At 46.6% G+C, this 23367-nt stretch carries 23 protein-coding genes and 1 pseudogene; 13 read left to right on the forward strand and 11 right to left on the reverse strand.

Annotated elements, in window-relative coordinates; genetic code table 11:
* Positions 1-41: 41 nt before the first annotated feature.
* Together OCV70_RS16275 and OCV70_RS16280 are read right to left on the reverse strand one after the other, a co-directional pair.
* Positions 42-1280 (reverse strand): CapA family protein, encoded by a 1239-nt coding sequence (locus OCV70_RS16275; RefSeq protein ID WP_262579883.1) that lies wholly within the window; start codon positions 1278-1280, stop codon positions 42-44.
* A gap of 144 nt (positions 1281-1424) precedes the next feature.
* A complete protein-coding gene (locus OCV70_RS16280) occupies positions 1425-2798 on the reverse strand; it encodes a sodium-dependent transporter (protein ID WP_021926507.1) in 1374 nt (457 codons plus the stop codon).
* Between the two features lie 391 nt (positions 2799-3189).
* Between OCV70_RS16280 and OCV70_RS16285 the strand changes: the two genes are divergently transcribed.
* From OCV70_RS16285 to OCV70_RS16295, 3 genes are all read left to right on the forward strand, one after another.
* Positions 3190-4023, forward strand: a complete 834-nt coding sequence (locus tag OCV70_RS16285) for a deoxyribonuclease IV (RefSeq protein WP_186901125.1) — start codon at positions 3190-3192, stop codon at positions 4021-4023.
* A 110-nt stretch (positions 4024-4133) separates the two neighbouring features.
* Positions 4134-4400: a type II toxin-antitoxin system Phd/YefM family antitoxin gene (locus tag OCV70_RS16290; protein WP_021926505.1), complete on the forward strand. Its 267-nt coding sequence runs from the start codon at positions 4134-4136 to the stop codon at positions 4398-4400.
* Positions 4401-4403: 3 nt separating this feature from the next.
* Entirely contained in the window at positions 4404-4718 is a 315-nt protein-coding gene (locus OCV70_RS16295; RefSeq protein WP_173767546.1) for a type II toxin-antitoxin system RelE/ParE family toxin, read from the forward strand.
* A gap of 134 nt (positions 4719-4852) precedes the next feature.
* Here OCV70_RS16295 and OCV70_RS16300 read toward each other — a convergent pair whose 3' ends face one another.
* The 3 genes from OCV70_RS16300 to OCV70_RS16310 form a co-directional block, all read right to left on the reverse strand.
* Positions 4853-5842, reverse strand: coding sequence for a 2-hydroxyacid dehydrogenase (locus OCV70_RS16300; protein ID WP_186901126.1), 990 nt, complete (start codon positions 5840-5842; stop codon positions 4853-4855).
* A gap of 563 nt (positions 5843-6405) precedes the next feature.
* The gene (gene aroA, locus OCV70_RS16305) at positions 6406-7680 is read right to left on the reverse strand and encodes a 3-phosphoshikimate 1-carboxyvinyltransferase (RefSeq protein WP_262579884.1); all 1275 of its coding nucleotides are present in this window, start codon (positions 7678-7680) and stop codon (positions 6406-6408) included.
* A 168-nt stretch (positions 7681-7848) separates the two neighbouring features.
* A complete protein-coding gene (locus OCV70_RS16310; protein ID WP_262579885.1) occupies positions 7849-8958 on the reverse strand; it encodes a prephenate dehydrogenase in 1110 nt (369 codons plus the stop codon).
* A 356-nt stretch (positions 8959-9314) separates the two neighbouring features.
* On the opposite strand from OCV70_RS16310, the gene OCV70_RS16315 reads away from it, so the two are divergent.
* A complete protein-coding gene (locus OCV70_RS16315) occupies positions 9315-11405 on the forward strand; it encodes an elongation factor G (RefSeq protein ID WP_021926500.1) in 2091 nt (696 codons plus the stop codon).
* 377 nt (positions 11406-11782) lie between these two features.
* On the opposite strand, the gene OCV70_RS16320 is transcribed toward OCV70_RS16315, so the two are convergent.
* Both OCV70_RS16320 and OCV70_RS16325 read right to left on the reverse strand, forming a co-directional pair.
* On the reverse strand, positions 11783-13339 hold the full coding sequence (locus OCV70_RS16320) for an ABC-F family ATP-binding cassette domain-containing protein (RefSeq protein ID WP_186901130.1): 1557 nt from the start codon (positions 13337-13339) through the stop codon (positions 11783-11785).
* 83 nt (positions 13340-13422) lie between these two features.
* Positions 13423-15171, reverse strand: coding sequence for an Rqc2 family fibronectin-binding protein (locus tag OCV70_RS16325; RefSeq protein WP_262579886.1), 1749 nt, complete (start codon positions 15169-15171; stop codon positions 13423-13425).
* Between the two features lie 367 nt (positions 15172-15538).
* Here OCV70_RS16325 and OCV70_RS16330 point away from each other — a divergent pair, with 367 nt between their 5' ends.
* The 7 genes from OCV70_RS16330 to OCV70_RS16360 all read left to right on the forward strand — a co-directional run bounded on the left by OCV70_RS16330 (position 15539) and on the right by OCV70_RS16360 (position 21394).
* Complete coding sequence (locus tag OCV70_RS16330; protein ID WP_021924698.1) at positions 15539-16417, forward strand: YicC/YloC family endoribonuclease; 879 nt, start codon at positions 15539-15541, stop codon at positions 16415-16417.
* Between the two features lie 111 nt (positions 16418-16528).
* Positions 16529-16801 carry an extracellular matrix/biofilm biosynthesis regulator RemA family protein gene (locus tag OCV70_RS16335; protein WP_021924697.1) on the forward strand — a complete coding sequence of 91 codons (273 nt, stop codon included), beginning with the start codon at positions 16529-16531 and terminating at the stop codon, positions 16799-16801.
* Complete coding sequence (gene gmk, locus OCV70_RS16340; RefSeq protein WP_173767538.1) at positions 16794-17420, forward strand: guanylate kinase; 627 nt, start codon at positions 16794-16796, stop codon at positions 17418-17420. Before OCV70_RS16335 ends, gmk begins: the two co-directional genes overlap by 8 nt.
* Positions 17421-17713: 293 nt before the next feature.
* The gene (rpoZ, locus tag OCV70_RS16345; RefSeq protein WP_262579887.1) at positions 17714-18061 is read left to right on the forward strand and encodes a DNA-directed RNA polymerase subunit omega; all 348 of its coding nucleotides are present in this window, start codon (positions 17714-17716) and stop codon (positions 18059-18061) included.
* Position 18062: 1 nt separating this feature from the next.
* Positions 18063-19400 (forward strand): 30S ribosomal protein S12 methylthiotransferase RimO, encoded by a 1338-nt coding sequence (gene rimO / locus OCV70_RS16350; RefSeq protein WP_021924694.1) that lies wholly within the window; start codon positions 18063-18065, stop codon positions 19398-19400.
* On the forward strand, positions 19384-19923 hold the full coding sequence (gene pgsA / locus OCV70_RS16355) for a CDP-diacylglycerol--glycerol-3-phosphate 3-phosphatidyltransferase (RefSeq protein WP_021924693.1): 540 nt from the start codon (positions 19384-19386) through the stop codon (positions 19921-19923). Before rimO ends, pgsA begins: the two co-directional genes overlap by 17 nt.
* Before the next feature lie 202 nt (positions 19924-20125).
* Entirely contained in the window at positions 20126-21394 is a 1269-nt protein-coding gene (locus OCV70_RS16360) for a competence/damage-inducible protein A (protein WP_021924692.1), read from the forward strand.
* Between the two features lie 182 nt (positions 21395-21576).
* On the opposite strand, the gene OCV70_RS16365 is transcribed toward OCV70_RS16360, so the two are convergent.
* The 3 genes and pseudogenes from OCV70_RS16365 to OCV70_RS20255 all read right to left on the reverse strand — a co-directional run.
* On the reverse strand, positions 21577-21849 hold the full coding sequence (locus OCV70_RS16365; protein ID WP_021924691.1) for a hypothetical protein: 273 nt from the start codon (positions 21847-21849) through the stop codon (positions 21577-21579).
* A 138-nt stretch (positions 21850-21987) separates the two neighbouring features.
* Positions 21988-22350 (reverse strand): hypothetical protein, encoded by a 363-nt coding sequence (locus OCV70_RS16370; protein WP_117851981.1) that lies wholly within the window; start codon positions 22348-22350, stop codon positions 21988-21990.
* 32 nt (positions 22351-22382) lie between these two features.
* Positions 22383-22496, reverse strand: a pseudogene (locus OCV70_RS20255) (DUF6783 domain-containing protein); the annotation flags it as partial.
* On the opposite strand from OCV70_RS20255, the gene OCV70_RS20260 reads away from it, so the two are divergent.
* Complete coding sequence (locus OCV70_RS20260; protein WP_317259478.1) at positions 22455-22565, forward strand: DUF6783 domain-containing protein; 111 nt, start codon at positions 22455-22457, stop codon at positions 22563-22565. The pseudogene OCV70_RS20255 and the gene OCV70_RS20260 overlap by 42 nt on opposite strands.
* Positions 22549-22701, forward strand: coding sequence for a hypothetical protein (locus tag OCV70_RS16375; RefSeq protein WP_173767532.1), 153 nt, complete (start codon positions 22549-22551; stop codon positions 22699-22701). Before OCV70_RS20260 ends, OCV70_RS16375 begins: the two co-directional genes overlap by 17 nt.
* 135 nt (positions 22702-22836) lie before the next feature.
* Here the strand turns inward: OCV70_RS16375 and OCV70_RS16380 are convergent, their stop codons facing one another.
* Positions 22837-23127, reverse strand: a complete 291-nt coding sequence (locus tag OCV70_RS16380; RefSeq protein WP_021924689.1) for a hypothetical protein — start codon at positions 23125-23127, stop codon at positions 22837-22839.
* Between the last annotated feature and the right edge of the window lie 240 nt (positions 23128-23367).

Raw genomic sequence — 23367 nt, forward strand, 5'->3', positions numbered from 1 at the left:
TTTGTTGTTTAGCTATATTATAGCATACGTAGTTTATATTTTCAATATGTATTTTCTGTATCAATCCAGGAGCTTCTTTCCTGGATTTTTTCCATGATTCGGGTTTTCTCGTCGCCTTCTGCGGGAGTGGGCTGATAGTTGTTGTAGTCAGAGGCAGAGGAGATGGAGCAGGGGATGATGTTGGTTACGTTATCATCCTGCACGCCATCATTTGTGATAGTGAAGGTCTGCTGGAAAATCATGGTGTCCATGTCGCTTGGGGAGGAATTGCCGCCGAAGCAGAAGTTTCCAAGGCTGTACACAATATTTTTGCCCTTGTACTCCTCAACGCCTTGAAGCACATGAGGATGATGACCGCATACCAGGTCGGCTCCAAGGTCGATGGCAAGTCTGCCCAGGGTGGTCTGGTTGGAATCCGGAACGGTTTCTTTTTCATTTCCCCAGTGGAAAATGACGATAACCAGTTCGGCGCCCTCATCTTTTACCTTATTAATATTGTCCTCCAGCTGCTGTTTACGCTCCAGGTGGTCGTTTAGCTCATAAATTCCTATAAGACCGACTTTCACCCCTTTTACGTCCATAACAGCAGTTTCATCATAGCCAAAGTGAACGATTCCTTCGGCGTCCAGTGCGTCCATAGTGTCCTGGAAGCTCTGCTCGCCGTAATCATGGCTGTGGTTGTTGGCTGTATTTACCGCTTCCACAGAGCTACAGGAGTAAATTCCGGCAAAGGAAGCAGGGGCTTTGAATGCAAAGGTTTTGTCCTCGCGGTCATAGCTTTCGGTGAAAGTTCCCTCATTATTGGCAATAGTCAGATCATCTGCCTCGAAAATGCTTTTTACATTCTGGAAAAAATATTCCTTTCCATAGCTTTCGAAATATGCGTTCAGGCTGGTATCGTAATCGAAATTTTCATCTGTGCCAAGGGTGCAGTCACCAACCACGCTGACGGTGAGGGTAACAGGGGTGTCGTGGGAGGCTTTGGCCGTTCCAGCTGCGGAATCTGAATTCTCGCTTTCTCCGTTCGCGGAAGCTTCACTATCAGCAGTACTCGAAGCGGCAGCTTGGGTATCGGAAGTAGTGTCAGCGTTTGCAGCGGATTCGTTTTTGACATTGGAAGAATCAGCGGTCTTAGCCTGTCTGGACATGCAGCCGCGTACGATCAGAACGATTACGACCAGCAGCAAAACGCCGCCAATGGCTGCATAAATTCTCCGCAGCAGCTGCTGACGCCGACGATAATATCTGGATTTTCTGTATAAATTCTTTTTCTTTTGCATACGTTTATCCTTATCTGGTATTTGGTGTGAACCGGAAACTGTGTAAAAAGGTCGCTGGATAGTCAGAAGGGCAAAAATCCAAAGGTTTCTGTAAAATAGTCCGGTGAATTTTTGCCCTGTTGGGTATGGTATTTTGCGGGTATTTTATCTGAAAAACTTATCGTAATAACCCATTACGAAAATCAACAGAACGATAAGCGGCAGTACATAGGTGAGATATGGACGTGCCCATTTTGGAAATTTAACACCGTTTCCAAGATCCGCCTCTTTGATGAAGTTGTCCCATCCCCATCCATAGCGGGTAACGCAGAACAGCAGGTAAACAAGGCTTCCAAGGGGAAGCAGGTTGTTGGAGATAATGAAGTCCTCCAGGTCCTGAATGGTGCTTCCTGCGCCAAGCGGCTGAAAACCGCTCCATACATTGAATCCAAGCACGCATGGCATGGACAGAATGAAAATGGCGATACCGTTTACAGCAACGGCTTTTTTACGGCTCCATCCCCACAGATCCATGGCAAAGCTTAAGATATTTTCAAATACGGCAATGATGGTGGAAAGAGCCGCAAATGTCATGAAAATAAAGAACAATGCGCCCCAGAAGCGTCCTCCCATCATCTGGTTGAACATGTTGGGCAGTGTTACGAACACAAGTCCAACACCCTGTGTAGGACTTACGTTGTAAGCGAAGCATGCCGGGAAAATAATAAGGCCGGCCATCAGCGCTACGAAGGTATCCAGAATTCCGATCTGGATGGATTCGCCCATAAGGCTGCGTTCTTTGTCGATGTAGCTTCCGAAGATCGCCATAGCACCGATTCCAAGGCTCAGGGTGAAGAATGCCTGTCCCATAGCAGCGTAGATACCGGAGAGCAGTCCGTTTTCTTTCAGACGGCCAAAGTCCGGAAGCAGGTAGAACTTAATGCCTTCGATTGCCCCTGGAAGGGTACAGCTCTTGATACAGAGGACTACCATAATGGTAAGAAGACAAACCATCATAACTTTGGTAATACGCTCAACGCCTTTCTGCAGTCCCATGCAGCAGGTGCCAAATCCAAAAGCGGTTACGACTACCATCCAGAAGGTCATTTCCCCTGGATTGGAAAGCAGGGTGTTAAAGACATTTCCGACACCGTCTGTGTCAAGACCTGTGAAGGTTCCGCTTGCTATTTTGAAAAAGTATGCAAGCATCCAGCCGCCTACTGTGGTGTAGAACATCATCAGCATGTAGTTGCCGAGCATGGCACCGTAGCTGTAAAGGTGCCATTTGGTGCCTTTGGGCTCAAGGAGATGGAAGCTTCTGGCAGCGGATTTGCGGCTTGCGCGGCCGACTGCAAATTCCATAACCATGATGGGCAGTCCCAGGATTACCAGGAACAGAAGATAGATCAGTACGAAGGCAGCACCGCCGTACTGGCCTGTGATGTAAGGGAAGCGCCATACATTACCGATGCCGATGGCGCAGCCGGCTGAGATCAGGATAAATCCCAGTCGGGATGAGAATTTTTCACGTTCTTTCATATCGATTTCCTTCCTCTTTTTGTATGAATGAACTCTGTAAAAATGTGGGACGAACGTGTTTTTACAGATGAACACATCTTTCAATAGTATAAGAAGAAAAAGGGATTTCGTCAATAAATTTCTTGAAAAAGAAGGGAGAAATGGTACAATAAGGTGACTGTTCACTGGTAATGTTCCGCGAGGTGTTTTTTGTGAACAAAGTTCACAGAAAACCCGAGAACTGCGGCGCGAAATCATGCTTTGCATGATTTCTGTGCATCGCGAAGCGTGTTACTGGGCACGGAGTGAACAGTAACCAATAAGGTGACTGTTCACTGGTAATGTTCCGCGGGGGTTTTGGCGCAAAGTGTACAGGAACAATGGAGGATATTTGCAGAAAGGGAAAAAGCATATGTTATATATAGGAAATCATACATCTTCTTCTAAAGGATACGCTGCCATGGGGCGGCAGATGGTGAAAAACGGCGGGAATACATTCGCGTTTTTTACAAGAAATCCAAGAGGGGGAAATGCCAAGGCTATTGATCCGGCGGATGTGGCAAAGTTTCTGGAGCTTGCCAGGGAGCATGAATTTGGGAAAATAGTGGCTCATGCCCCTTATACTTTGAATGCCTGTGCGGTGAAGGAGAATCTGAGAGAGTTTGCAAAGGAGACTTTTGCGGATGATCTGAAGCGCATGGAATTTACCCCTGGAAATTACTATAATTTCCACCCGGGAAGCCATGTGGGACAGGGAATCGAGGTTGGAATCCAGAAGATTGCGGAGGTACTGAATGCAGTTCTTACAAAGGAGCAGACCACAACCGTTCTTCTTGAAACCATGTCCGGGAAAGGATCTGAGGTGGGAAGCCGTTTTGAGGAGCTTCGGGCCATTATGGATCTGGTGGAGAAGAAAGACAAGCTGGGTGTCTGTTTGGATACCTGTCATGTATGGGATGGCGGCTATGATATTGTGAATGATCTGGATGGTGTGCTGAATGAGTTCGACCGTATCATCGGCCTCGAACATCTGAAAGCAATTCATCTGAACGATAGTATGAACGGCCTTGGCAGCCACAAAGACCGCCACGCCAAAATCGGCGAAGGCCAGATCGGTCTCGACGCCCTGGTCCGTGTCATCCGCCACCCCGCCCTGGAAGGCAGACCATTTATTCTGGAAACACCCAATGATGACGAGGGCTGGACAAGGGAGATTGCGCTATTACGGGCGAAATATGCGGAATAATGTAGAAAACTTGTAATTGCAAATTTTTTGAAAACATTGACTTCGTTGTATGAGATAAGTATAATATAGATAGAATATTACTATCTCAATGATTCCAAGGAGGTGTCAATATGAATATTCGTCCGTCTGCAGCGATTCGCCAAAATTACAACGAGATTGCTGATATGTGCCGCAAAACAGAAGAACCCATATTCCTGACCAAGAATGGTGAAGGTGACTTGGTGGTTATGGATATTGAAACTTACAACCGTTGGGAAAAGATGCTAAAACTAAGGGAGGAACTGCTTGCTGTTGAGGAAGACAGAATAGCAGGAAGAAGCGGATGTACTCTTGATGAACTGGATGCATACCTTGATGATGTGATTGACGAGGTATAGTGTATGGCAGATAAGAAATATAAGGTGATTGTTTCTGATAGAGCAAAGCAAATGTTGGGAGTGCACTTCCGTTTTATGACACAGGTCAATAAAGAAGCTGCTGCTGCCAAAAAGAAAGAACTGATCACAGCGATGCGCTCCTTAGAGCGTATGTCTCAGCGCTTTCCGTTCTTTGAAGAATCTTATATACCACCGAATAAATATCATAAGATGTTCGTGGAAAAGTGGTATCTAGTTCTTTATCAAATCAAAGATCATGCGGTGTATGTGGATTATATTCTTGATTGCCGTAAGGATTATAGCTGGCTTATTCGATAAAATGTATGGCTGATGTAAAAATCGTTGCTTCAACTGGTGGTGCTTTTTACTATAAAGAAACAAAAAAGGTATTTCAAACGCTTTCTGCCTTGAAATACCTTTCATTTATTTTATTGAAATAACAGAGGCGCTGCTTATGAAAGTACTTCGTTCTTAAGCTCTTCTCCGTTCATGTAAGCCCGTGCATTTTCCATGGTGGTCTCGGCGATGTTGGTGAGGGCTTCTTCGGTGAAGAATCCCTGGTGGGAGGTCATGGTGACGTTCGGGAAGGAGAGGAGACGCTGGATCAGGGAAGTCTGCATAATGCTCTCGGACAGATCCTCGAATACATAATCAGATTCCTCCTCGTAAACGTCCAGTCCAACTGCGAAGAACTTGTGATCGCGGATGCCGGAAATCAGATCCTCTGTCTTGATCAGGCCGCCGCGGGAAGTATTCACAAGAATCACGCCATCCTTCATCTGCGCAATTGTTTTCTCATTGATGATATGCTTGGTCTCATCGGTAAGCGGGCAGTGGAGACTGATCAGATCACTGGTAGCAAGCAGCTCGTCCAGCGAAACATACTCCAGGAAATCAAGGCTCTTATTCGGGAAAAGATCATAAGCGATGACGCGCATTCCAAATCCCTTGCAGATTCTTGCCATAGCCTGTCCGATCTTTCCGGTACCGATGATTCCAGCTGTTTTCTTATAAAGGTTCACGCCCATAAGACCATTTAAGGTAAAGTTGTTCTCACGGCATTTGATGTACGCCTTGTGCGTGTGACGGTTGGCAGTAAGGGCAAGTGCCATTGCGTGCTCTGCAACTGCTTCCGGAGAATAACCCGGTACACGCAGAACCTTGATACCGTATTTCTGTGCTGTTTTCAGATCGACGTTGTTGTAACCTGCGCAGCGCATAAGGATCAGTTTCACGCCCTGCTGGTGTAACTCTTCTATAACTTTCGTACTCAGATCCGCATTTACAAATGCACAGATGGCTTCATAGCCCTTTGCAAGAGAAGCGGTCTCTTCGTGGATATTCGCTTCGATAAATTTAATTTCAATACCTGGGAATTCAGGCAGAAGTTTGTCAAAAAACTGCTCGTCATAATTTTTGGTTCCGTAAAATAAAATTTTCATTATTTCTGGCTCCTTTCTTTGTACCAGCCGCTCTTTTGTCTGGGCTGATCTCGGTTCGTTTTGTTTGTCTTTTAGTGTTCCTCAACTTACAGTGAGATTATACGTTATTTTTTCCAGGAAAAAAAGGGGAAAACAGGAAGTTTTTCAACTTCGTCGAATGTGTTAAAAAAATATCAATATAAAAATCGGAATAAAACGAATTTTAAAATTGTGCACAAATAAATACATGATAAAATGTGAAAAATACATAATGAAATTAGGAAAACAGAAGAATTATATAGTGAAAAAGACGATTACATCAAACTAACATTGATTATTATTTAACAGAATGAGGCGGAAAAACAACCATCTCAAAGAGAAAATATTTGAAAAAAGAAAGGTCATTAACCGAACAAACAGCCAGATTTTACCCATTTTGAGAAAGGAGATTTGAAGAAAAAAGATATTGCATAAAAGAAAGCCGAAACTCCATACAGATGCTTTTCTGGAAAATTTCGGCTTTTATTATTTTTGCTTAATTCACTTGCCTCAGATCGCTATGGTAACCTAAGAGGAGGGAAGGGTTATTCGCCTAAACGATACAGATCTTCATAAAATTCCGGATAGGAAATCTTCACACAGTCGCCACCTTTAATGGAAAGCGGACCGTCGCAGAGGAGTCCGGCGATGGCAAATGACATGGCGACACGGTGATCCAGATAAGAATCAATCACGGCGCCGTGCAGCGGCTTGCCGCCATGAATGATCATGCCGTCATCTGTCGGGGTGATGTCAGCACCCATGCGGGAGAGATTCTCTGCCATAACCAGAATACGGTCGGATTCTTTTACCTTAAGCTCCTTGGCATCCTTGATGATGGTGGTTCCCTCTGCGAAAGCCGCCATAACCGCGATCATCGGGATCTCGTCGATCAAAGTAGGGATAATTTCGCCTCCTACAGTGGTACCGTGAAGCGAACTGGTGCGTACCAGAAGGTCCGCAGTTGGCTCGCCGTCCATATTCACATTCAGCATGGTAATGTCAGCGCCCATGTCTTTGCAGACGCGAAGAAGCCCGTCTCTGGTAGGGTTGATCCCCACGTTTTTCAGAAGGATCTCGCTTCCTGGAACCAGAAGGCCTGCTGCAATAAAGTAAGCGGCAGAAGAAATATCGCCTGGTACAGTGATTTCCCTTGCATGAAGAGAAGGTTCCGGAACAATGGAAGCGGTGGTTCCCTCAGAGGTTACCTGTGCGCCGAAATAATTCAGCATGATCTCCGTGTGGTTTCTGGAAAGGACGGGTTCTGTGACGCTGGTAACGCCGTCACTGTACATGCCTGCCAGAAGCACACAGGATTTCACCTGGGCAGAAGCAACCGGAGAATCGTAGTGAATGGCTTTCAGCGGGTGTCCGGCAATCCGAAGGGGAACGCAGTTGTTTCCTTTTATGCTGGTGATGTCGGCTCCCATGGAAAGAAGGGGAGTCATAATCCGTTTCATAGGGCGGCTCTGGATGGAGTTGTCTCCGGTCAGTTCGGATACAAAATTCTGTCCTGCAAGGATACCGGAAATCAGGCGGGTTGTGGTGCCGCTGTTTCCTACATCTAAGATGTCAGTTGGGGAAGAAAGTCCGCGAAGTCCTTTTCCGTGGACCAGGATTTCGCCGTTGTTGTTCTCGATGTCGATGCCCATTTTGCGGAAACAGGAGATGGTGGAAAGGCAGTCGGCTCCTTCCAGAAAATGGATGATGCGGGTGGTCCCTTTGGCAAGGGAACCGAACATGACAGCACGGTGGGAGATGGATTTGTCGCCTGGGACGGTAATCTCGCCGTGGAGATTGGTTAATTTTTTTATTTCCATAATAATCGTTCCTTAAATGAAAAGTCTAATACAGCAAAATGGAGTATCTGCCATAGAAGAATTAGACGAGTCAATATGGCGGTTACTTCATATTTACTGTACTGATACAGTGTTTGTTTGAAAAATTGATTGTAATGTATCCTTTATAAACAACCGCTGGGGCACAGATTATCGTTCATAAACGATATAATTGCGCTTCTTCAAAAGTGCAATTGCCCGCTCCATGGCGTCTTCCTCATAAAATTCGATTTTCAGAACGCCCTGTTCAAATTCACGGTTGTGGATGATGCCGATATTCTTGATACTGATCTTGTCCATAGCAAGAATGGTTGCGATGGTAGCAATTCCACCGGCCTCATCTGCAATATCCAGATAAAGCACATAAGCCTTGCGGATGGGCCCATTATCTACCACATCGATGGAGTCACGGTAATCCCTGGAGCTTGCAAACATCTGGTAAATGGCGTCTGCTTCCCTGCCGTCAGAAGCGCAGTTGTCAATGGAACAGCGGATCTGGATCAGCATGCGGATGTAGTCATCCAGAACATTGGAAATGTTCTCGTGATTTTCCATGCAGATCTGCTGCCACATTACAGGAGAAGAGGAAGCGATCCTTGTAATGTCCCGGAAGCCGCCGGCTGCGATGGTTTTCATATATTCCGCGTCATTGTCCAGTGTTTTCACAAGATTGACAAGCGCAGATGCGATAATGTGGGGCAGATGGCTCACACCTGCAGTGATGAAATCGTGCTCCTCTGCAGTGAGCACCATAGGAATGGCCCCAAGGGAGCGGATCAGCTCTGTGAAATCTCCAATATATTCCAGCCCAACTTCGCCGCCTGGAGTAAGAATATAGTAAGCGTTCTCCAGAATGCGCTCATTGGAATGGTCGAATCCGATTTTCTCAGAACCAGCCATTGGATGACCGCCGATGAAGCAGTCTGTCATTCCAAGTTCCTCAACCTTCTGGTGGATGATTCCCTTTACGCTTCCCACATCTGTAATGATGCATCCGTCCTGACGGATCTCCTTTAAGTATGCCAGGCATTCCAGATTGATTTCTACTGGTGCGCAAAGAAATACATAGTCACAGGTTCCAAACCTTGGATCCTTCATTTCCTCGCAGACACCATCTATAATGCCGCTGCTAAGTGCAGAGACAAGTGCTTCCTTGCTGCGGTTATAGGCCAGAATGTGGTAGTCCGGATGGTACTTCCGGATGGCTTTGGCGATGGAACCGCCGATCAGACCAAGACCGATAAAACCGATTGTCTTCATTATAATATCGTTTCCTTTCCTTCGTTAAAGTGAGAAACGTTACAGTTCACTTTGTTCACAGTAACGCGCTTCGCGATGCACAGAAATCATGCAGGCATGATTTCGCGCTGCTAGTCTCGGATTTTTCGTGAACTTTGTTCACAAAAAATACCTCGCGGAATATTACCCGCGTTTTAAATAAGAAATTACCTTCTGTCATTGTACGAGATTCCTCGCAAATTGTCAATTCCCACGAAAATGACAAAATAATCTAAACTTTTTTGAAAAAAGACCGTCAAAATCCCAGAAAATACTTGAAATTCTTCTGAATATTTAGTAATATATGAACATATCAGACAAACAGGGAGGTATTACATATGGACGTTTTTAGAACTGACCGAATCAGAAATGTAGTCCTATTAGGTCACGGTGGGGCTGGCAAGACAACTCTGGCAGAAGCAATGGCATATCTGGCAGGCTTGACCAACCGTTTAGGCAAAGTGGAAGATGGCAACACTGTCAGTGATTATGATAAAGAAGAGATCAAACGACACTTTTCCATTACTACATCTGTGATTCCGGTCCCGTGGCAGAAGAACAAGGTAAACATTCTGGACACTCCCGGATATTTTGATTTCGTAGGAGAGGTCGAGGAAGCTGTCAGCGCTGCAGACGCAGCAATCATCGTAGTATCTGGTAAAGCCGGCGTACAGGTTGGTACCCAGAAGGCATGGAATCTGTGCGAGAAGTACAAACTTCCGCGTATGATTTTCGTTACCGATATGGACGTGGACGATGTCAGCTATCGTAAGGTAGTAGATCAGCTTACTGAGCTTTACGGCAAGAAGATTGCTCCGCTTCATTTCCCAATTCGTGAGGACGGCAAGTTTGTGGGATATGTAAACGTTGTGAAGCAGGCCGGAAGAAAATATATTGACAAGGGACAGAAGGAAGAATGTGCGATTCCTTCTTACCTGGATGAGTACCTTGAGAAATATCATGATATCCTGATGGAATCTGTGGCAGAGACCAGCGAGGAATTCATGGATCGTTACTTTGAGGGAGATGAATTCTCTGTAACAGAGGTTTCCGCAGCACTTGCAGCCAATATTCAGGAAGCAAGCATTGTTCCGGTATGCATGGGATCCCCGATCAATCTTCGCGGCGTATCCAACTTGCTGGATGATATCTGCGGATATTTCCCAAGCCCGGACAAACGTTCCTGCAACGGTATTTCCCAGAAAACCAATGAAATTTTTGAAGCAAATTACGACTTCGCCAAAGCGAAATCTGCATATGTATGGAAATCCATCGTGGATCCATTCCTTGGCAAATATTCCCTGATCAAGGTTTGCTCCGGTGTTATCAAATCCGATGATACCCTTCTCAATGTGGAGAAAGGTACAGAGGAGCGCCTGAACAAATTATATGTTCTTCAGGGTTCCAAGCCGATCGAGGTTCCGGAACTCCATGCAGGTGATATCGGCGCCATTGCCAAGCTGGTAAGCGTTCAGACTGGCGACAGCCTTGCTGGCAAAGCCAATCCGGTGCTTTATCCGAAGGCAATCCTTTCCACACCTTATACCTATAAGAGATTTAAGGCTGTAAATAAAGGTGATGAGGATAAGATTTCCCAGGCTCTGTCCAAGATCATGAGCGAGGATAAGACTGTCCGCGTTGAGAATGACGGTGCGAACCGCCAGAGCCTTATTTATGGCATGGGCGACCAGCATCTTGACGTTGTTGTCAGCATGCTGAAGGATCGCTATAAAGTAGACGTAGAGCTTTCCAAACCGAAGGTTCCGTTCCGTGAGACTATTCGCAAGAATTCTGATGTAGAAGGAAAGCATAAGAAACAGTCCGGCGGACACGGACAGTATGGTCATGTTAAGATGCGCTTTGAGCCGTCCGGTGATATGGAGACTCCATATGTATTTGAGCAGGTTGTAGTTGGCGGTGCAGTTCCGAAGAACTACTTCCCGGCAGTTGAGAAGGGACTTCAGGAATGCGTTCAGAAGGGACCTCTGGCTGCATATCCGGTAGTAGGTGTGAAGGCTACTCTTTATGACGGATCCTATCATCCGGTAGATTCCTCTGAGATGGCATTTAAGATGGCAACTATTCTGGCATTTAAGAAAGGCTTTATGGACGCATCTCCTGTACTCCTTGAGCCAATCGTTTCCATGAAGGTTACTGTTCCGGACAAATATACCGGTGACGTTATGGGCGATCTGAATAAACGCCGTGGCCGTGTCCTTGGCATGAATCCGGATCACAATGGAAATACTATCATTGAAGCCGATGTGCCGCTTCTTGAGATTTACGGATATTCCACAGATCTTCGCTCCATGACAGGCGGAAGCGGAGACTTCTCCTATGAGTTTGCACGCTATGAGCAGGCACCTGGAGATATCCAGCAGAAGGAAATCGAGGCAAGAGCAAGCAAGGTTGCTGCTGATGCTGAATAAAAATGGAGGTTAGGGGCAAAATTTTTGCCCCTAATTCAAAACCTTATTGTGCAAGTACAAACGGCTTTTTGAGTTTTTAACCCTGGTATTTAAAAAACGCCGGAGAGTTTGGGTGAACCCTAGAAATCAAACTCTCTGGCGTTTTTTTATTATGAAAGTCCCAGACGGCAGCCAAGAATGAGCCATGCTTGCATGAGCGAATTTTTGGATATCGGATATTCTAGAGCCTTTTTCAAACAGGCTCTAGACCGTATGAGTAAGTAGGGCGATAGTCTGGATTACGAATGCGGTTGGCAGCTGTGGGAGCGCCCATAGGCGCCAAGCAGCTGACTTTCATATATGGTGATGTCGCTGTTAGGTGACATGTCCGTTTTAAATTAAAGTACTTTCGTGGTCCACTTACTGCAGTCCCACACCTGGGAAACCACATCCTGGTAAAACTCCGGTTCGTGGCAGATAAGAAGAACGCTTCCTCTGTATTCTTTCAGCGCTTCCTTCAACGCATCCTTTGCGTCCACATCCAGATGGTTGGTAGGCTCGTCCAGAAGGAGTACGTTGGTTTCTTTATTCACCAGCTTGCAAAGGCGAACCTTGGCCTGCTCCCCACCGCTAAGTACACGGACCTGACTTTCAATATGCTTGGTGGTAAGACCACATTTGGCCAGTGCAGAACGAACCTCATACTGGGTGTAGGATGGAAATTCGGCCCAGATCTCATCAATACAGGTGGTTTTATTGTCGCCCTTTACTTCTTGCTCAAAATAACCGATCTGAAGATTATCTCCTAATTCTCTGGTTCCCTTCAGTGCAGGGATTAGTCCGAGGATACTTTTCAGAAGAGTGGTTTTTCCGATTCCATTAGCACCTACCAGGGCAATTTTCTGACCTCTTTCCATGGAAAGCGTAAGAGGGCGGGAAAGGGGCTCATCGTATCCGATTACCAGATCCTTGGTCTCAAAAATATATTTGCCAGGGGTACGTCCCTGTTTAAAATGAAATTCCGGCTTCGGCTTCTCAGCTGCAAGCTCGATCACATCCATTTTGTCCAGCTTTTTCTGTCTGGACATTGCCATATTTCGGGTGGCAACACGAGCCTTGTTTCTGGCAACAAAATCCTTCAGCTCACTGATTTCCTGCTGCTGACGGCGGTAAGCTGCCTCCAGCTGGGATTTTTTTACCTCGTAAACCTCCTGGAAGTGGTCATAGTCGCCTACGTAGCGGTTCAGCTCCTGGTTTTCCATATGGTAAACAATGTTGATAACATCGTTCAAAAACGGAATATCATGGGAGATGAGAATAAAAGCATTCTCATATTCCTGAAGATAACGCTTCAGCCAGGCAATGTGCTCTTCGTCCAGATAGTTGGTGGGCTCGTCCAGAAGAAGGATGTCCGGTTTCTCCAGAAGAAGCTTGGCAAGAAGAACCTTGGTACGCTGACCACCGCTTAAATCTGTAACATCACGGTCAAGCCCCAGATCCAGAAGCCCAAGTGCGCGGGCAACCTCCTCAACCTTAGAGTCGATTATGTAAAAATCGTGCATGGTCATAGTATCCTGAATGGTTCCAAGCTCCTCCATAAGAGCTTCCATTTCCTCAGGGGAAGCTTCTCCAAGAGAATCGCAGATGGTATTCATTCGCTCTTCCAGCTCAAAAAGCCAGGAAAAAGCGGATTTCAGTACATCGCGGATGGTCATGCCCTGGGAAAGGACAGAGTGCTGATCCAGATAGCCTACCCGGACATTCTTTGCCCATTGGATTTTGCCCTCATCCGGCATTAATTTGTCAGTTACAATGTTGAAGAAGGTGGATTTGCCTTCTCCGTTGGCGCCTACCAGGCCGATGTGCTCTCCTTTGAGAAGGCGGAAGGACACATCCTGAAAAATAGCTCTGTCACCAAAGCCGTGGGTAAGGTGTTCAACGTTTAAAATACTCATAGGTTGCTCCTGTTCTTAGAATAATGTATGTTGTGCAGCAAACATTCCGGTTTGCCGCAAAATAAAATCTGCATTTGCCGCGGTTAGGATAATTGCTCGATTCCTGTAATATCCGGGGAAGCCATCAAAGAATAGTTGGTGTAATAAACCACAAATCCAGGCTTGGCTCCGGCTGGCTTTTTCACATTTTTTTTCTGAAGATAGTCAATTTCCACCTTGGGGGCAGTGCGTCCCTTGGAATAGTAGGCGGCAAGATTGCCTGCTTCCTCGAAGGTGCGATCCGGCAGGGTGCCGTCTTTGGTTTTTACTACGACGTGGGAACCGGGCATTTTTTTGGCGTGGAACCACCAGTCGTTTCCTGTGGCGAACTTGAAGGTAAGCTCGTCGTTCTGGTAGTTGTTTTTGCCTACATAAATATCGTAGCCATCGCTGGAAACATAGTGGAAGGGCTTGGACTTCACCTGCATTTTGGCGCCTTTTTTGTTTCCGTAATGGTGTTTCACGTAGCCGTACTCCATCAGCTCTTCCTTGATCTGGGAAAGGTCGCTTTCCTCAGTGGCAATATCAAGGGCATTGGAAATGGATTCCAGATGCTCGATCTCGCTGGCTGTGTCTGCAATCTGAACCTCCAGGGCTTCCTGGGTACGCTTCAGCTTGCCGTAGCGGTCGAAGTATTTCTTGGAATTCTCCTGGGGAGTGAGGGTAGGGTCAAGGGGAATGGTGATTTCCTCTCCATTATAATAGTTTACAGCTTTAAAGGATTTGCATCCTTCTTCCAGGCCGTAGCCGTAGGTGTTGATCAGCTCGCCGTAGATCTTGTACTTGTCCTTTTTCTCTGTGTCCTTCATCTGCTTCTGCTGAATACTTAACTTCTTGCGGTTGCGGTCAAGGGCGGTCTGGACGATCTTGCGAAGGTCCGCGGATTTCTGGCGGATGCGGGTGATCACGTCACGGGAAGCGTAGTAGGTTTCCAGCATCTCGGAAACGGATTCATACGTCTGGCTGGAGAAGCCTTCTCCATACTGAGCAAAAGGAAAAACGCCGTATTCTACAGGTTCATCTCCTTTGTATACAATAACAGGGGTAAATTCTTCCCTGCGGATCTGCTCCATCATACCGGAAAATTCCTGATATAATTTTTCACGGGCATTTTCCTCAAGGGCTGTGGCCTCATCATTTCCGTCAATGGAAGCGCGGTAGCAAAGCTCCTGTGCCATCACCGGGCTAAGACCGGTAAGAGTCTGGTAAAGAGCCTTGGAAATGGCGGTAGATTTTCCGCAGACTTTTTCCATAAAGTCTTCTTTGGAAATGGTGAGCGGGTCCAGCTTGTCCTGAGTGTGTGGAATAAAGTAGGGGCGTCCGGGAAGAACTTCGCGGACGGAGCTTACGTTGCAGGATACGTGCTTGATGCTGTCCAGGATCATATTCTGGTCATCGCAGAAAATAATGTTGCTGTGCTTGCCCATCAGCTCCATGATCAGAACCTTGTGGCACACGTCGCCCAGCTCGTTGAGATGCTCCAGCTCAAATTCCACTACACGTTCCAGTTCCGGCTGGCGGATGGCTGTGATCCTTGCACTGCCGATGTGCTTGCGAAGAAGCATGCAGAAGTTGGGGGCAGTGAGGGGACTGATCCGGTTCTTGCCTGTGAAATAGATCAGGGGAAGGGAAGCACTGGCTGAGAGCAGCAGACGCTTCTGGCCGTTTGCCCCTTTCCCGGTGATGAGAAGCTCATCGCTCTCTGGCTGGGCAATCTTGTTGATGCGTCCGCCGGAGAGATTTTTATTTAATTCAGAAACCATTGCTGCAATGGTAATTCCGTCAAAGGCCATAGGAATAACTCCTTTCTATACTATGATGTTCGGGTCAAAAAGTCTTTTGCCCCGAACTTGATATCCACGAATTGCTCCGCTGCGAAGCAGCTCCCGCAATTCTCGAACATTCGGAATCCGCTGATTTACTACGTAAATCGCTACTTCCTTATGTTCGGCGGGTCCCAAGTTCAAAAGCCTTATCATGCAAGCATGAACGGCTTTTTGACCTTTTGCCCCTGATATCAGAATATATTATAACAGCAAAAAAATGATTTGACTAGGGTTTTGGAATGAACTATAATAAATCTGTATGCGTAGAAGTGATGTAAGCTGTTTGGGGCTGACATCATTCGGAACAAAAATCAAAATACAGAAAGAGATTACTATGATAAAAAGCATGACCGGCTTTGGAAGAGCCGAGGTGATTACAAAAGATCGGAAAATCACCGTTGAATTAAAATCCGTCAATCACAGATATCTGGATCTGAGCATTAAGATGCCAAGGAAGCTTGGTTTTCTGGAGGGTGCTATCCGGAATCTTATGAAGACATATATGCAGCGAGGCAAGGTAGATGTATTTATTACCTATGAAGATTATACCTTAAGCTGTGGCGCATTGAAATATAATAAAGAGCTTGCATCTGAGTACATGGCCTATATCCGCCAGATGGCAGAGGAGTTTGGCATTGAGAATGACGTGAAGGCAGGGGCTCTTTCCCGTTATCCGGATGTTCTGACTATGGAGGAGCAGTCTGTAGACGAGGAAGAGCTTTGGGCAGTACTGGAAGGCCCCCTTCGCGAAGCCTGTGAGAAATTTGCCCAGGCCCGTGAAAGAGAAGGCGAGCATCTTAAGAATGACCTGATCACCAAGCTGGAGGCACTGGATGAGAAGGTGAACCAGGTGGAGGAGCGTTCTCCGCTGGTTGTGGATTCTTACAGAGAGAAGCTGGAAGCGAAGGTGCATGAGCTTCTTGAGGATTCCCAGATAGAGGATTCCCGCATTGCAGCAGAAGTGATCCTGTTCTCTGACAAAATCTGTAATGATGAGGAGACTGTGCGTCTTCACAGCCATATTCAGGGCATGAAGAGAATGCTGGAGGAGAAAGAGGGGATTGGCCGCAAGCTTGATTTCATGGCTCAGGAGATGAACCGTGAGGCAAATACGATCCTGTCGAAATCCAGTGACCTGGTGATTTCCAACATTGCCATTGATCTGAAAACCGAGATTGAGAAAATCCGTGAGCAGATCCAGAATATAGAGTAATGCCAGGGAATCAAGGCCAGCCGCATAGCGGCGGAGCAATCCGCAGGGTTACGGATTATGCAAAATACTTTTTGCGTAATCTTTCCTTTATATTGACAGAAGGGGGAAAACATGGCAAAATTAATCAATATCGGATTCGGCAATGTGGTGAATTCCCAGAAAATTGTAGCTGTGGTGAACCCGGATGCCGCACCGGTGAAACGAATGGTTCAGAGTGTGAAGGGAACCAATTCCCTTGTAGATGCCACCCAGGGCAGGAAGACCAAGTCCGTGATCGTGACATCTGACGACATTCTGATTTTATCTGCAATCCAGCCGGACACCATTGCCCGCAGATTTGCAGAGGTACACGATTTTGAAAGTAAGGGAGAGGGCCATGAGTAGAGGAGTTCTGGTAGTTGTTTCCGGTTTTTCCGGAGCAGGGAAAGGCACCATTATGAAAAGCCTGATGGCGAAATATGACAATTATGCGTTGTCTGTGTCTGCCACCACAAGAAACCCCAGGCCAGGGGAAGAGGACGGAAGAGAGTATTTTTTCCGCACCAGAGAAGAGTTTGAAGAGATGATCCGTCAGGATCAGCTGATTGAATATGCCCAGTATGTTGAGAATTATTACGGCACACCTAAGGCCTATGTGGAAGAGCAGCTTTCACAGGGACGCGATGTGATCCTTGAGATTGAGATCCAGGGCGCGCGCAAGATCAAGAAGAAATTCCCGGAGGCAGTGCTGGTATTTGTGACTGCACCTTCCATGGAAGTGTTAAGAGAGCGTCTTGTGGGAAGAGGCACGGAGACTGCAGAAGTGATCCACCAGCGTCTTGCCAGAGCAGCACAGGAAGCGGAGGGCGTGGACGAGTATGATTACGTTCTGGTAAATGACCAGCTTGATGAGGCAGTGGACAGACTTCACGGCATCATCCAGAGCGAGCATTTTTCCATGAAGAGAAATCTGGATTTCATCCATGAGATCCAGGCGCAGGCAGCTAAATTTACAGAAAATTGAGATAGATTTGCAAACTGGTGCGTTTGACGTATATGTCCGACTGAGAGAGCAGGATGTAACTGTTCCTGTTAATTTATCTGATTTTTACAGTGGTGCTGCCAGCAGATATCAATTTGTTAATTTAGGTTAGGAACATGTTTTAAATAGAAACCGGTTCCCGGCCTTTATGATAAAATGTTACTATCAAGTAACGAGAAATTACGGCCGAAGCATGTCAGGAAAGGCTTTCTGGTATTTACAGAAACTGGTTCCTGCACGCTGCAAAGGCCCTCAAATTTGAAAGGAGTATATATATGATCCATCCATCTTATTCTGAATTAATTGAAGCAATCAATACAAACAACGAGGACGACGATGAGAGCATGGTGCTCAACAGCCGTTATTCACTGATCCTTGCAACCAGCAAGCGTGCACGCCAGCTGATCGGCGGAGCAAAGCCTCTTGCAGATAATGTAAAAGGCAAGAAACCGCTTTCCATCGCAATCGACGAGTTATATCACGGAAAGGTTAAGATCCTTCCGGGACAGCACGAGGAAGAGGATTTAAGAGAGATCGCAGGTCTTGCACCGGAGCAGCCGACAGAGGAAGCAGCTGCAGAAGAAGCAACAGCAGAGACTGTTTCCCAGGAGAGTGCAGAATAATATGAAATTATTGTTCATTTCCCTTGGATGTGATAAGAACCTGGTAGATTCTGAGGAAATGCTTGGAATGCTGGCAGCAGACGGACATCAGATTGTGGACGATGAAGATGAGGCAGAGGTGATTATTGTAAATACCTGCTGCTTCATTGGAGATGCCAAGGAAGAGAGTGTCAATACCATTCTTGAGATGGCAGAGAAGAAAAAGGCAGGAACCTGCAAGGTCCTGATCGTCACCGGATGCATGGCACAGCGCTACAAGAAAGAGATTTCAGAGGAAATACCGGAGGTGGATGCAATCCTTGGAACTACTTCCTACGGCGATATTATCAAAGCTGTTAAGGAAGCTGAGGCAGGCAGGCACTTCGAAGAATACAAGAGCATTGATTTTCTTCCCAATATTTCCGGCAAGCGTATGCTGACCACTGGCGGCCATTTTGCATATCTGAAGATTGCAGAGGGCTGTGACAAGCACTGTACGTACTGTATTATCCCCAAGCTCAGGGGAAGCTACCGAAGCGTTCCTATGGAACAGCTGGTGAAGGAAGCACAGTCACTTGCCGAACAGGGCGTAAAGGAGCTGATCCTGGTTGCACAGGAGACTACTCTTTACGGCAAGGATCTTTACGGAAAGAAATCCCTGCATGTGCTTTTGAAAGAGCTTTGCAAGATTAAAGGAATCCGCTGGATCCGTATTTTATACTGTTATCCGGAGGAGATTTATGATGAACTGATTCAGACCATGAAGGAAGAGAAGAAGATCTGCCATTATCTGGATCTTCCTATTCAGCATGCCAGCGACCGCGTGCTGAAACGTATGGGACGCCGCACCACCAAGCAGGAGCTTGTGGACATTATTGGCAAGCTGCGCCGTGAGATTCCGGATATTTTCCTTCGTACCAGTCTGATCAGCGGTTTCCCTGGAGAGACCCAGGAAGACCACGAAGAACTGATGGAGTTTGTGGACGAAATCGAGTTCGACCGCCTTGGTGTTTTCCCATATTCCGCAGAGGAGGATACCCCGGCAGCGACTATGGAGGATCAGATTCCCGAAGAAGTCAAGGAAGCCAGACGAGATGAGATCATGGAACTTCAGCAGGAGATTTCTCTGGAGAAGGGTGAGAATCGCGTAGGTCAGGTACTGACTGTTATGATCGAGGGCAAGGTATCCGGTGAAAGTGCGTATATTGGACGTACTTACGGAGATGCGCCTAAGGTTGACGGCTATATTTTTGTACAGACAGGCGAACTTCTTATGACCGGAGATTTTGCAAGAGTACGGGTTACAGGTGCTCTGGAGTATGATTTGATAGGAGAGCTGGAGAATGAATACACCGAATAAGCTGACTGTTGCCAGAATGATTATGGTACCGTTTTTTGTATTATTTATTCTGACTGGATGGGGCGGGGAAGCCAACCGTTATATCTGTCTTGTTATTTTTGCTGCGGCAAGCATTACAGACTGGTTTGACGGCAAACTGGCACGTAAGTATAATCTGGTCACCAACTTTGGTAAATTTATGGATCCCCTTGCGGACAAGCTGCTTGTTTGTTCGGCTTTGATCTGCATGATCGAGCTGGACCGCCTGCCTGCATGGATGGTGATTGTTGTGATCGCAAGAGAATTTATTATCAGCGGATTCAGACTGATCGCAGCTGAGAACGGAGTGGTAATTGCCGCAAACTACTGGGGCAAATTTAAGACTGCTTCCCAGATGGTGATGATCATTCTGCTGATTCTGAATTTTGGCGGAATTTTTGAGATTCTGACCAATATTTTTATCTGGCTGTCACTGGCACTGACTGTGATTTCCCTGATCACCTATATTGTGCAGAATAAAAATGTGATTTCCATGCAGGAGTAATCCTGTGCAGGAAAGCTTAGAGCGTGTTTCAAACAGGCTCTAGAGCCTTTCTCAAACAGGCTGTAAGCCTAATATATTGTTGTTTTAATCTATATGACAGAATTTTGAAACCCAAGATTCATAAGATGATATGAAAAAGCCGCAGTTTACCCAGTAAATCAGCGGCTTTTGAAATAATCACAATCAGAAAAGAGGGATACAGATGATTGCAGAACTTGTAGCAGTAGGAACCGAAATATTGCTTGGCAACATTGTAAATACCAACAGTGCCTATCTGTCCGAGCAGATGGCGCAGCTTGGGCTGTCTGTTTATTATGAGACAGTGGTGGGAGACAATCATGACAGAATGAAAGCCGTGATTGCATCCGCTCTGGATCGCTCAGATGTGGTAATTCTTTCCGGCGGCCTTGGACCTACTGAGGATGACCTGACCAAAGAGGTCTGCGCAGAGGTGATGGGTTTGCCCCTTGAGGAGGATCCGCATTCCCGCAAGCGTATTGAGCGCTACATGAAAGAATATGAGAAAAATCACCCGGACAGACGGATCACAACCAACAATTACAAGCAGGCACAGGTACCAAAGGGTGCTCTTGTAATTGATAACCACAACGGTACAGCACCGGGACTGATCCTTGAAAAAGATGGCAAAACCGCTATCCTTCTTCCTGGACCGCCCAATGAGCTGATCCCTATGTTTGAGGAGTCTGTTTTCCCTTATCTTCGCAAGAAACAGCCGGAGATCATCTGCTCCCAGGTTGTGAAGATCTGCGGAATCGGCGAGAGTCAGGTCGCTGCGGATATTCAGGATATGATCGAGGCACAGACCAATCCTACCCTTGCTCCATATGCCAAAACCGGAGAGGTTCATCTTCGGATCACAGCCAAGGGTGAGGATGAGAAGGAATGTAAAAAGCTGATCAAGCCGGTGGTAAGAGAACTGAAAAGACGTTTTGGCAAAAATATTTTTGCCCTTGAAGCTGAGAAGACCCTGGAGGAATCTGTTGTGGATATGCTGCGGGATCAGGGACTGACCCTGGCTCTTGCGGAGTCCTGCACAGGCGGTGCCATTGCGGCGCGTATTGTCAATGTTCCAGGAGCGTCTCAGGTATTTACTCACGGTTTTGTTACTTACAGCAACCGTGCCAAGAGAAAATGTCTGGGCGTGAAGAAGTCCACTTTGAAGACAGAAGGTGCAGTTTCCGCGAAGTGTGCCAAGGAGATGGCAAAAGGCGGCTGCGCAAACTCAGATGCAGATATCTGCCTTTCCATTACAGGGCTTGCAGGCCCTGACGGCGGAACCAAGGAGACTCCGGTTGGCACTGTGTTTATGGGCTGCTGCTACAATGGACAGACCATTACCAGAGAATACCATTTCACCGGAAACCGGACCAAGATCCGCCAGCAGGCAGTGGCAAGTGCGCTGGTGCTTCTTCGGGAATGTATCATGGAAGGCATCGAGAAAAATGACTAAAGGGATATGCCGACGATAAACGGAAGCTTCGTAGAGGAACAACACAGTCAGAAGAGACCGCAAAGGATAGAGCCTGGCTGACGATAGGCGGCAGTTTCACAGAGGAATAATGGGCTGTGGAAACATGGCTTATGAAAAAGGAGGACCAGGGGTTCACAAAGAATCCAGGGCCCTCTTTTTCCTTATCGCATCATTTTCATCAGATTTACCACCTGATCCAATTTTGCCCGCTCCTGGGGGCTTTTTCCCATTTTCAGCACTTCGATGATGGTATTGATCTCGTTGGGGTTGAAGCGAAGTCCTGCGCTTTTTCCTTTGGCAGCAGCGTTCATAATGAAGGGAAGCAGGTCGGAGGGGGATTTTCCTGCGCCCTGCTGTGCCATCTGCTGAAGCATGTCAAGCTTGCTTCTGTCCATTCCCGCAAGCTTTGGATTGTCCTGCCAGTTTTCTTCCAAAAAAATCACACCTTTCTGTCTGAGATAAAAATCCTGGACGGCAGTTGATTAGGCCTGCTTAATCCAATTTCTCCTGACGGCAGCCATGAAACATATTTGGGCAGGCGAATTCATGGATATGACCTATAATGACAGCAATTACTGCCGCTCCTCTTCACAGCTGTCCTCTGGCACAGTACTGTTCATCACCTTGATCATTTCTACCATAGCCATCATATTTGTAATCTGATCCAGAGTTCTTCTGGTATTTCCGAAGCAGTATCTGCGCAGGTCGTTGAGAATGTCTACAGGCTGTGAGGCGGAAACCGCCTGCATGCGCATAGGCTGCGCCTGGCTTCCGAAAAGATTTACAGCATTGGAAAATTCCTTTGCCTTGGCGTACAGGGAAAAAAGCTGCTGCTCCCTGGGCGGAAGATAAGGAATCAGTGCTTTTAAAAGCTGACCCTGGTCTGTTCCGACCATCTGATCCAATGCAGTCTGGGCAATAAATTCTGACTCCATAAAAATCCCTTTTCTAATCTATGTTTTTATTATTAAAATATGTCGGGAAACTGCCTTTTGACATATGTTATATTAGAGCGTGTTTGAAAAATCATTCCCGCAATCTGCACGCCCCACTTTGCGGTATATTTCACCCGAATTCGGTTGTCGTAGCCCGCGTGTTTGAAAATCATTCGTGGCATACCAGGAGGGATGATCATGAGAAGAGAAAATGAAAAGCTGATCATAGATGGAAACGCGATTTACGAACTGGATCTGGAATGCGTCCGCAGAAAGAACCAGCAGAAAGACAAAGAGAATGAAGAAAACCAGAGAAAGAAAAATGGCCGGATGTCAGGTCGGCACCAGTAAAAACCTGGAAGGAAAAATGAAATAAAAGAGAAAACGATTGCTGAAATTGCTTCGGCGGAGAACAGGAAAAAATCCGAAGCGCTTATGAAAAAGGGACAGAGGCCCCGCGCCTCTGTCCCGATTTGCAATGTCACATCAGCATCCGCATCCGTTTCCTAAGCCGCCGCAAAGGAGCAGAAGGATAATGATGATCCAGCAGCAGTCACCATTTCCGTTGCCGCATCCGTTGTTGCATCCGAAACCGTTTCCGCCGCATGCGCAAAGAAGAATAATGATCCACAGAATGTTGCATCCGCAGGAGCCATTTCCCCAGTTGGAAAGTCCGCATCCGCAGCCATTGTCATTGCCGCATCCACATCCGTTGTTGCATCCGCATCCGGATCTTTCCTCACCACAGCCACAGTTTGTTGCAGCTAAATCACTCATGCCTGAAACCTCCAGAAAATGTTTACAGTTCATCATATGGAAGGGACAGCTCCTGTGTGACAAAGCAGTTGACAGAAAAACAAAAATTAGCTATAATAATTATGAATTTAATATTTTTGTAATCTTTGCAACAAAATTGACATATTCATTTGTCAGAAAGTAACAATCACAGTGAATGTGAAGGTATTGAACAGTTACCAATCACACATTGGGGGTAGAGTGTGCGGCTCCGGGGGGAAA

Source organism: Blautia acetigignens, from assembly GCF_025566865.1.
Lineage (GTDB): Bacteria > Bacillota > Clostridia > Lachnospirales > Lachnospiraceae > Blautia_A > Blautia_A acetigignens.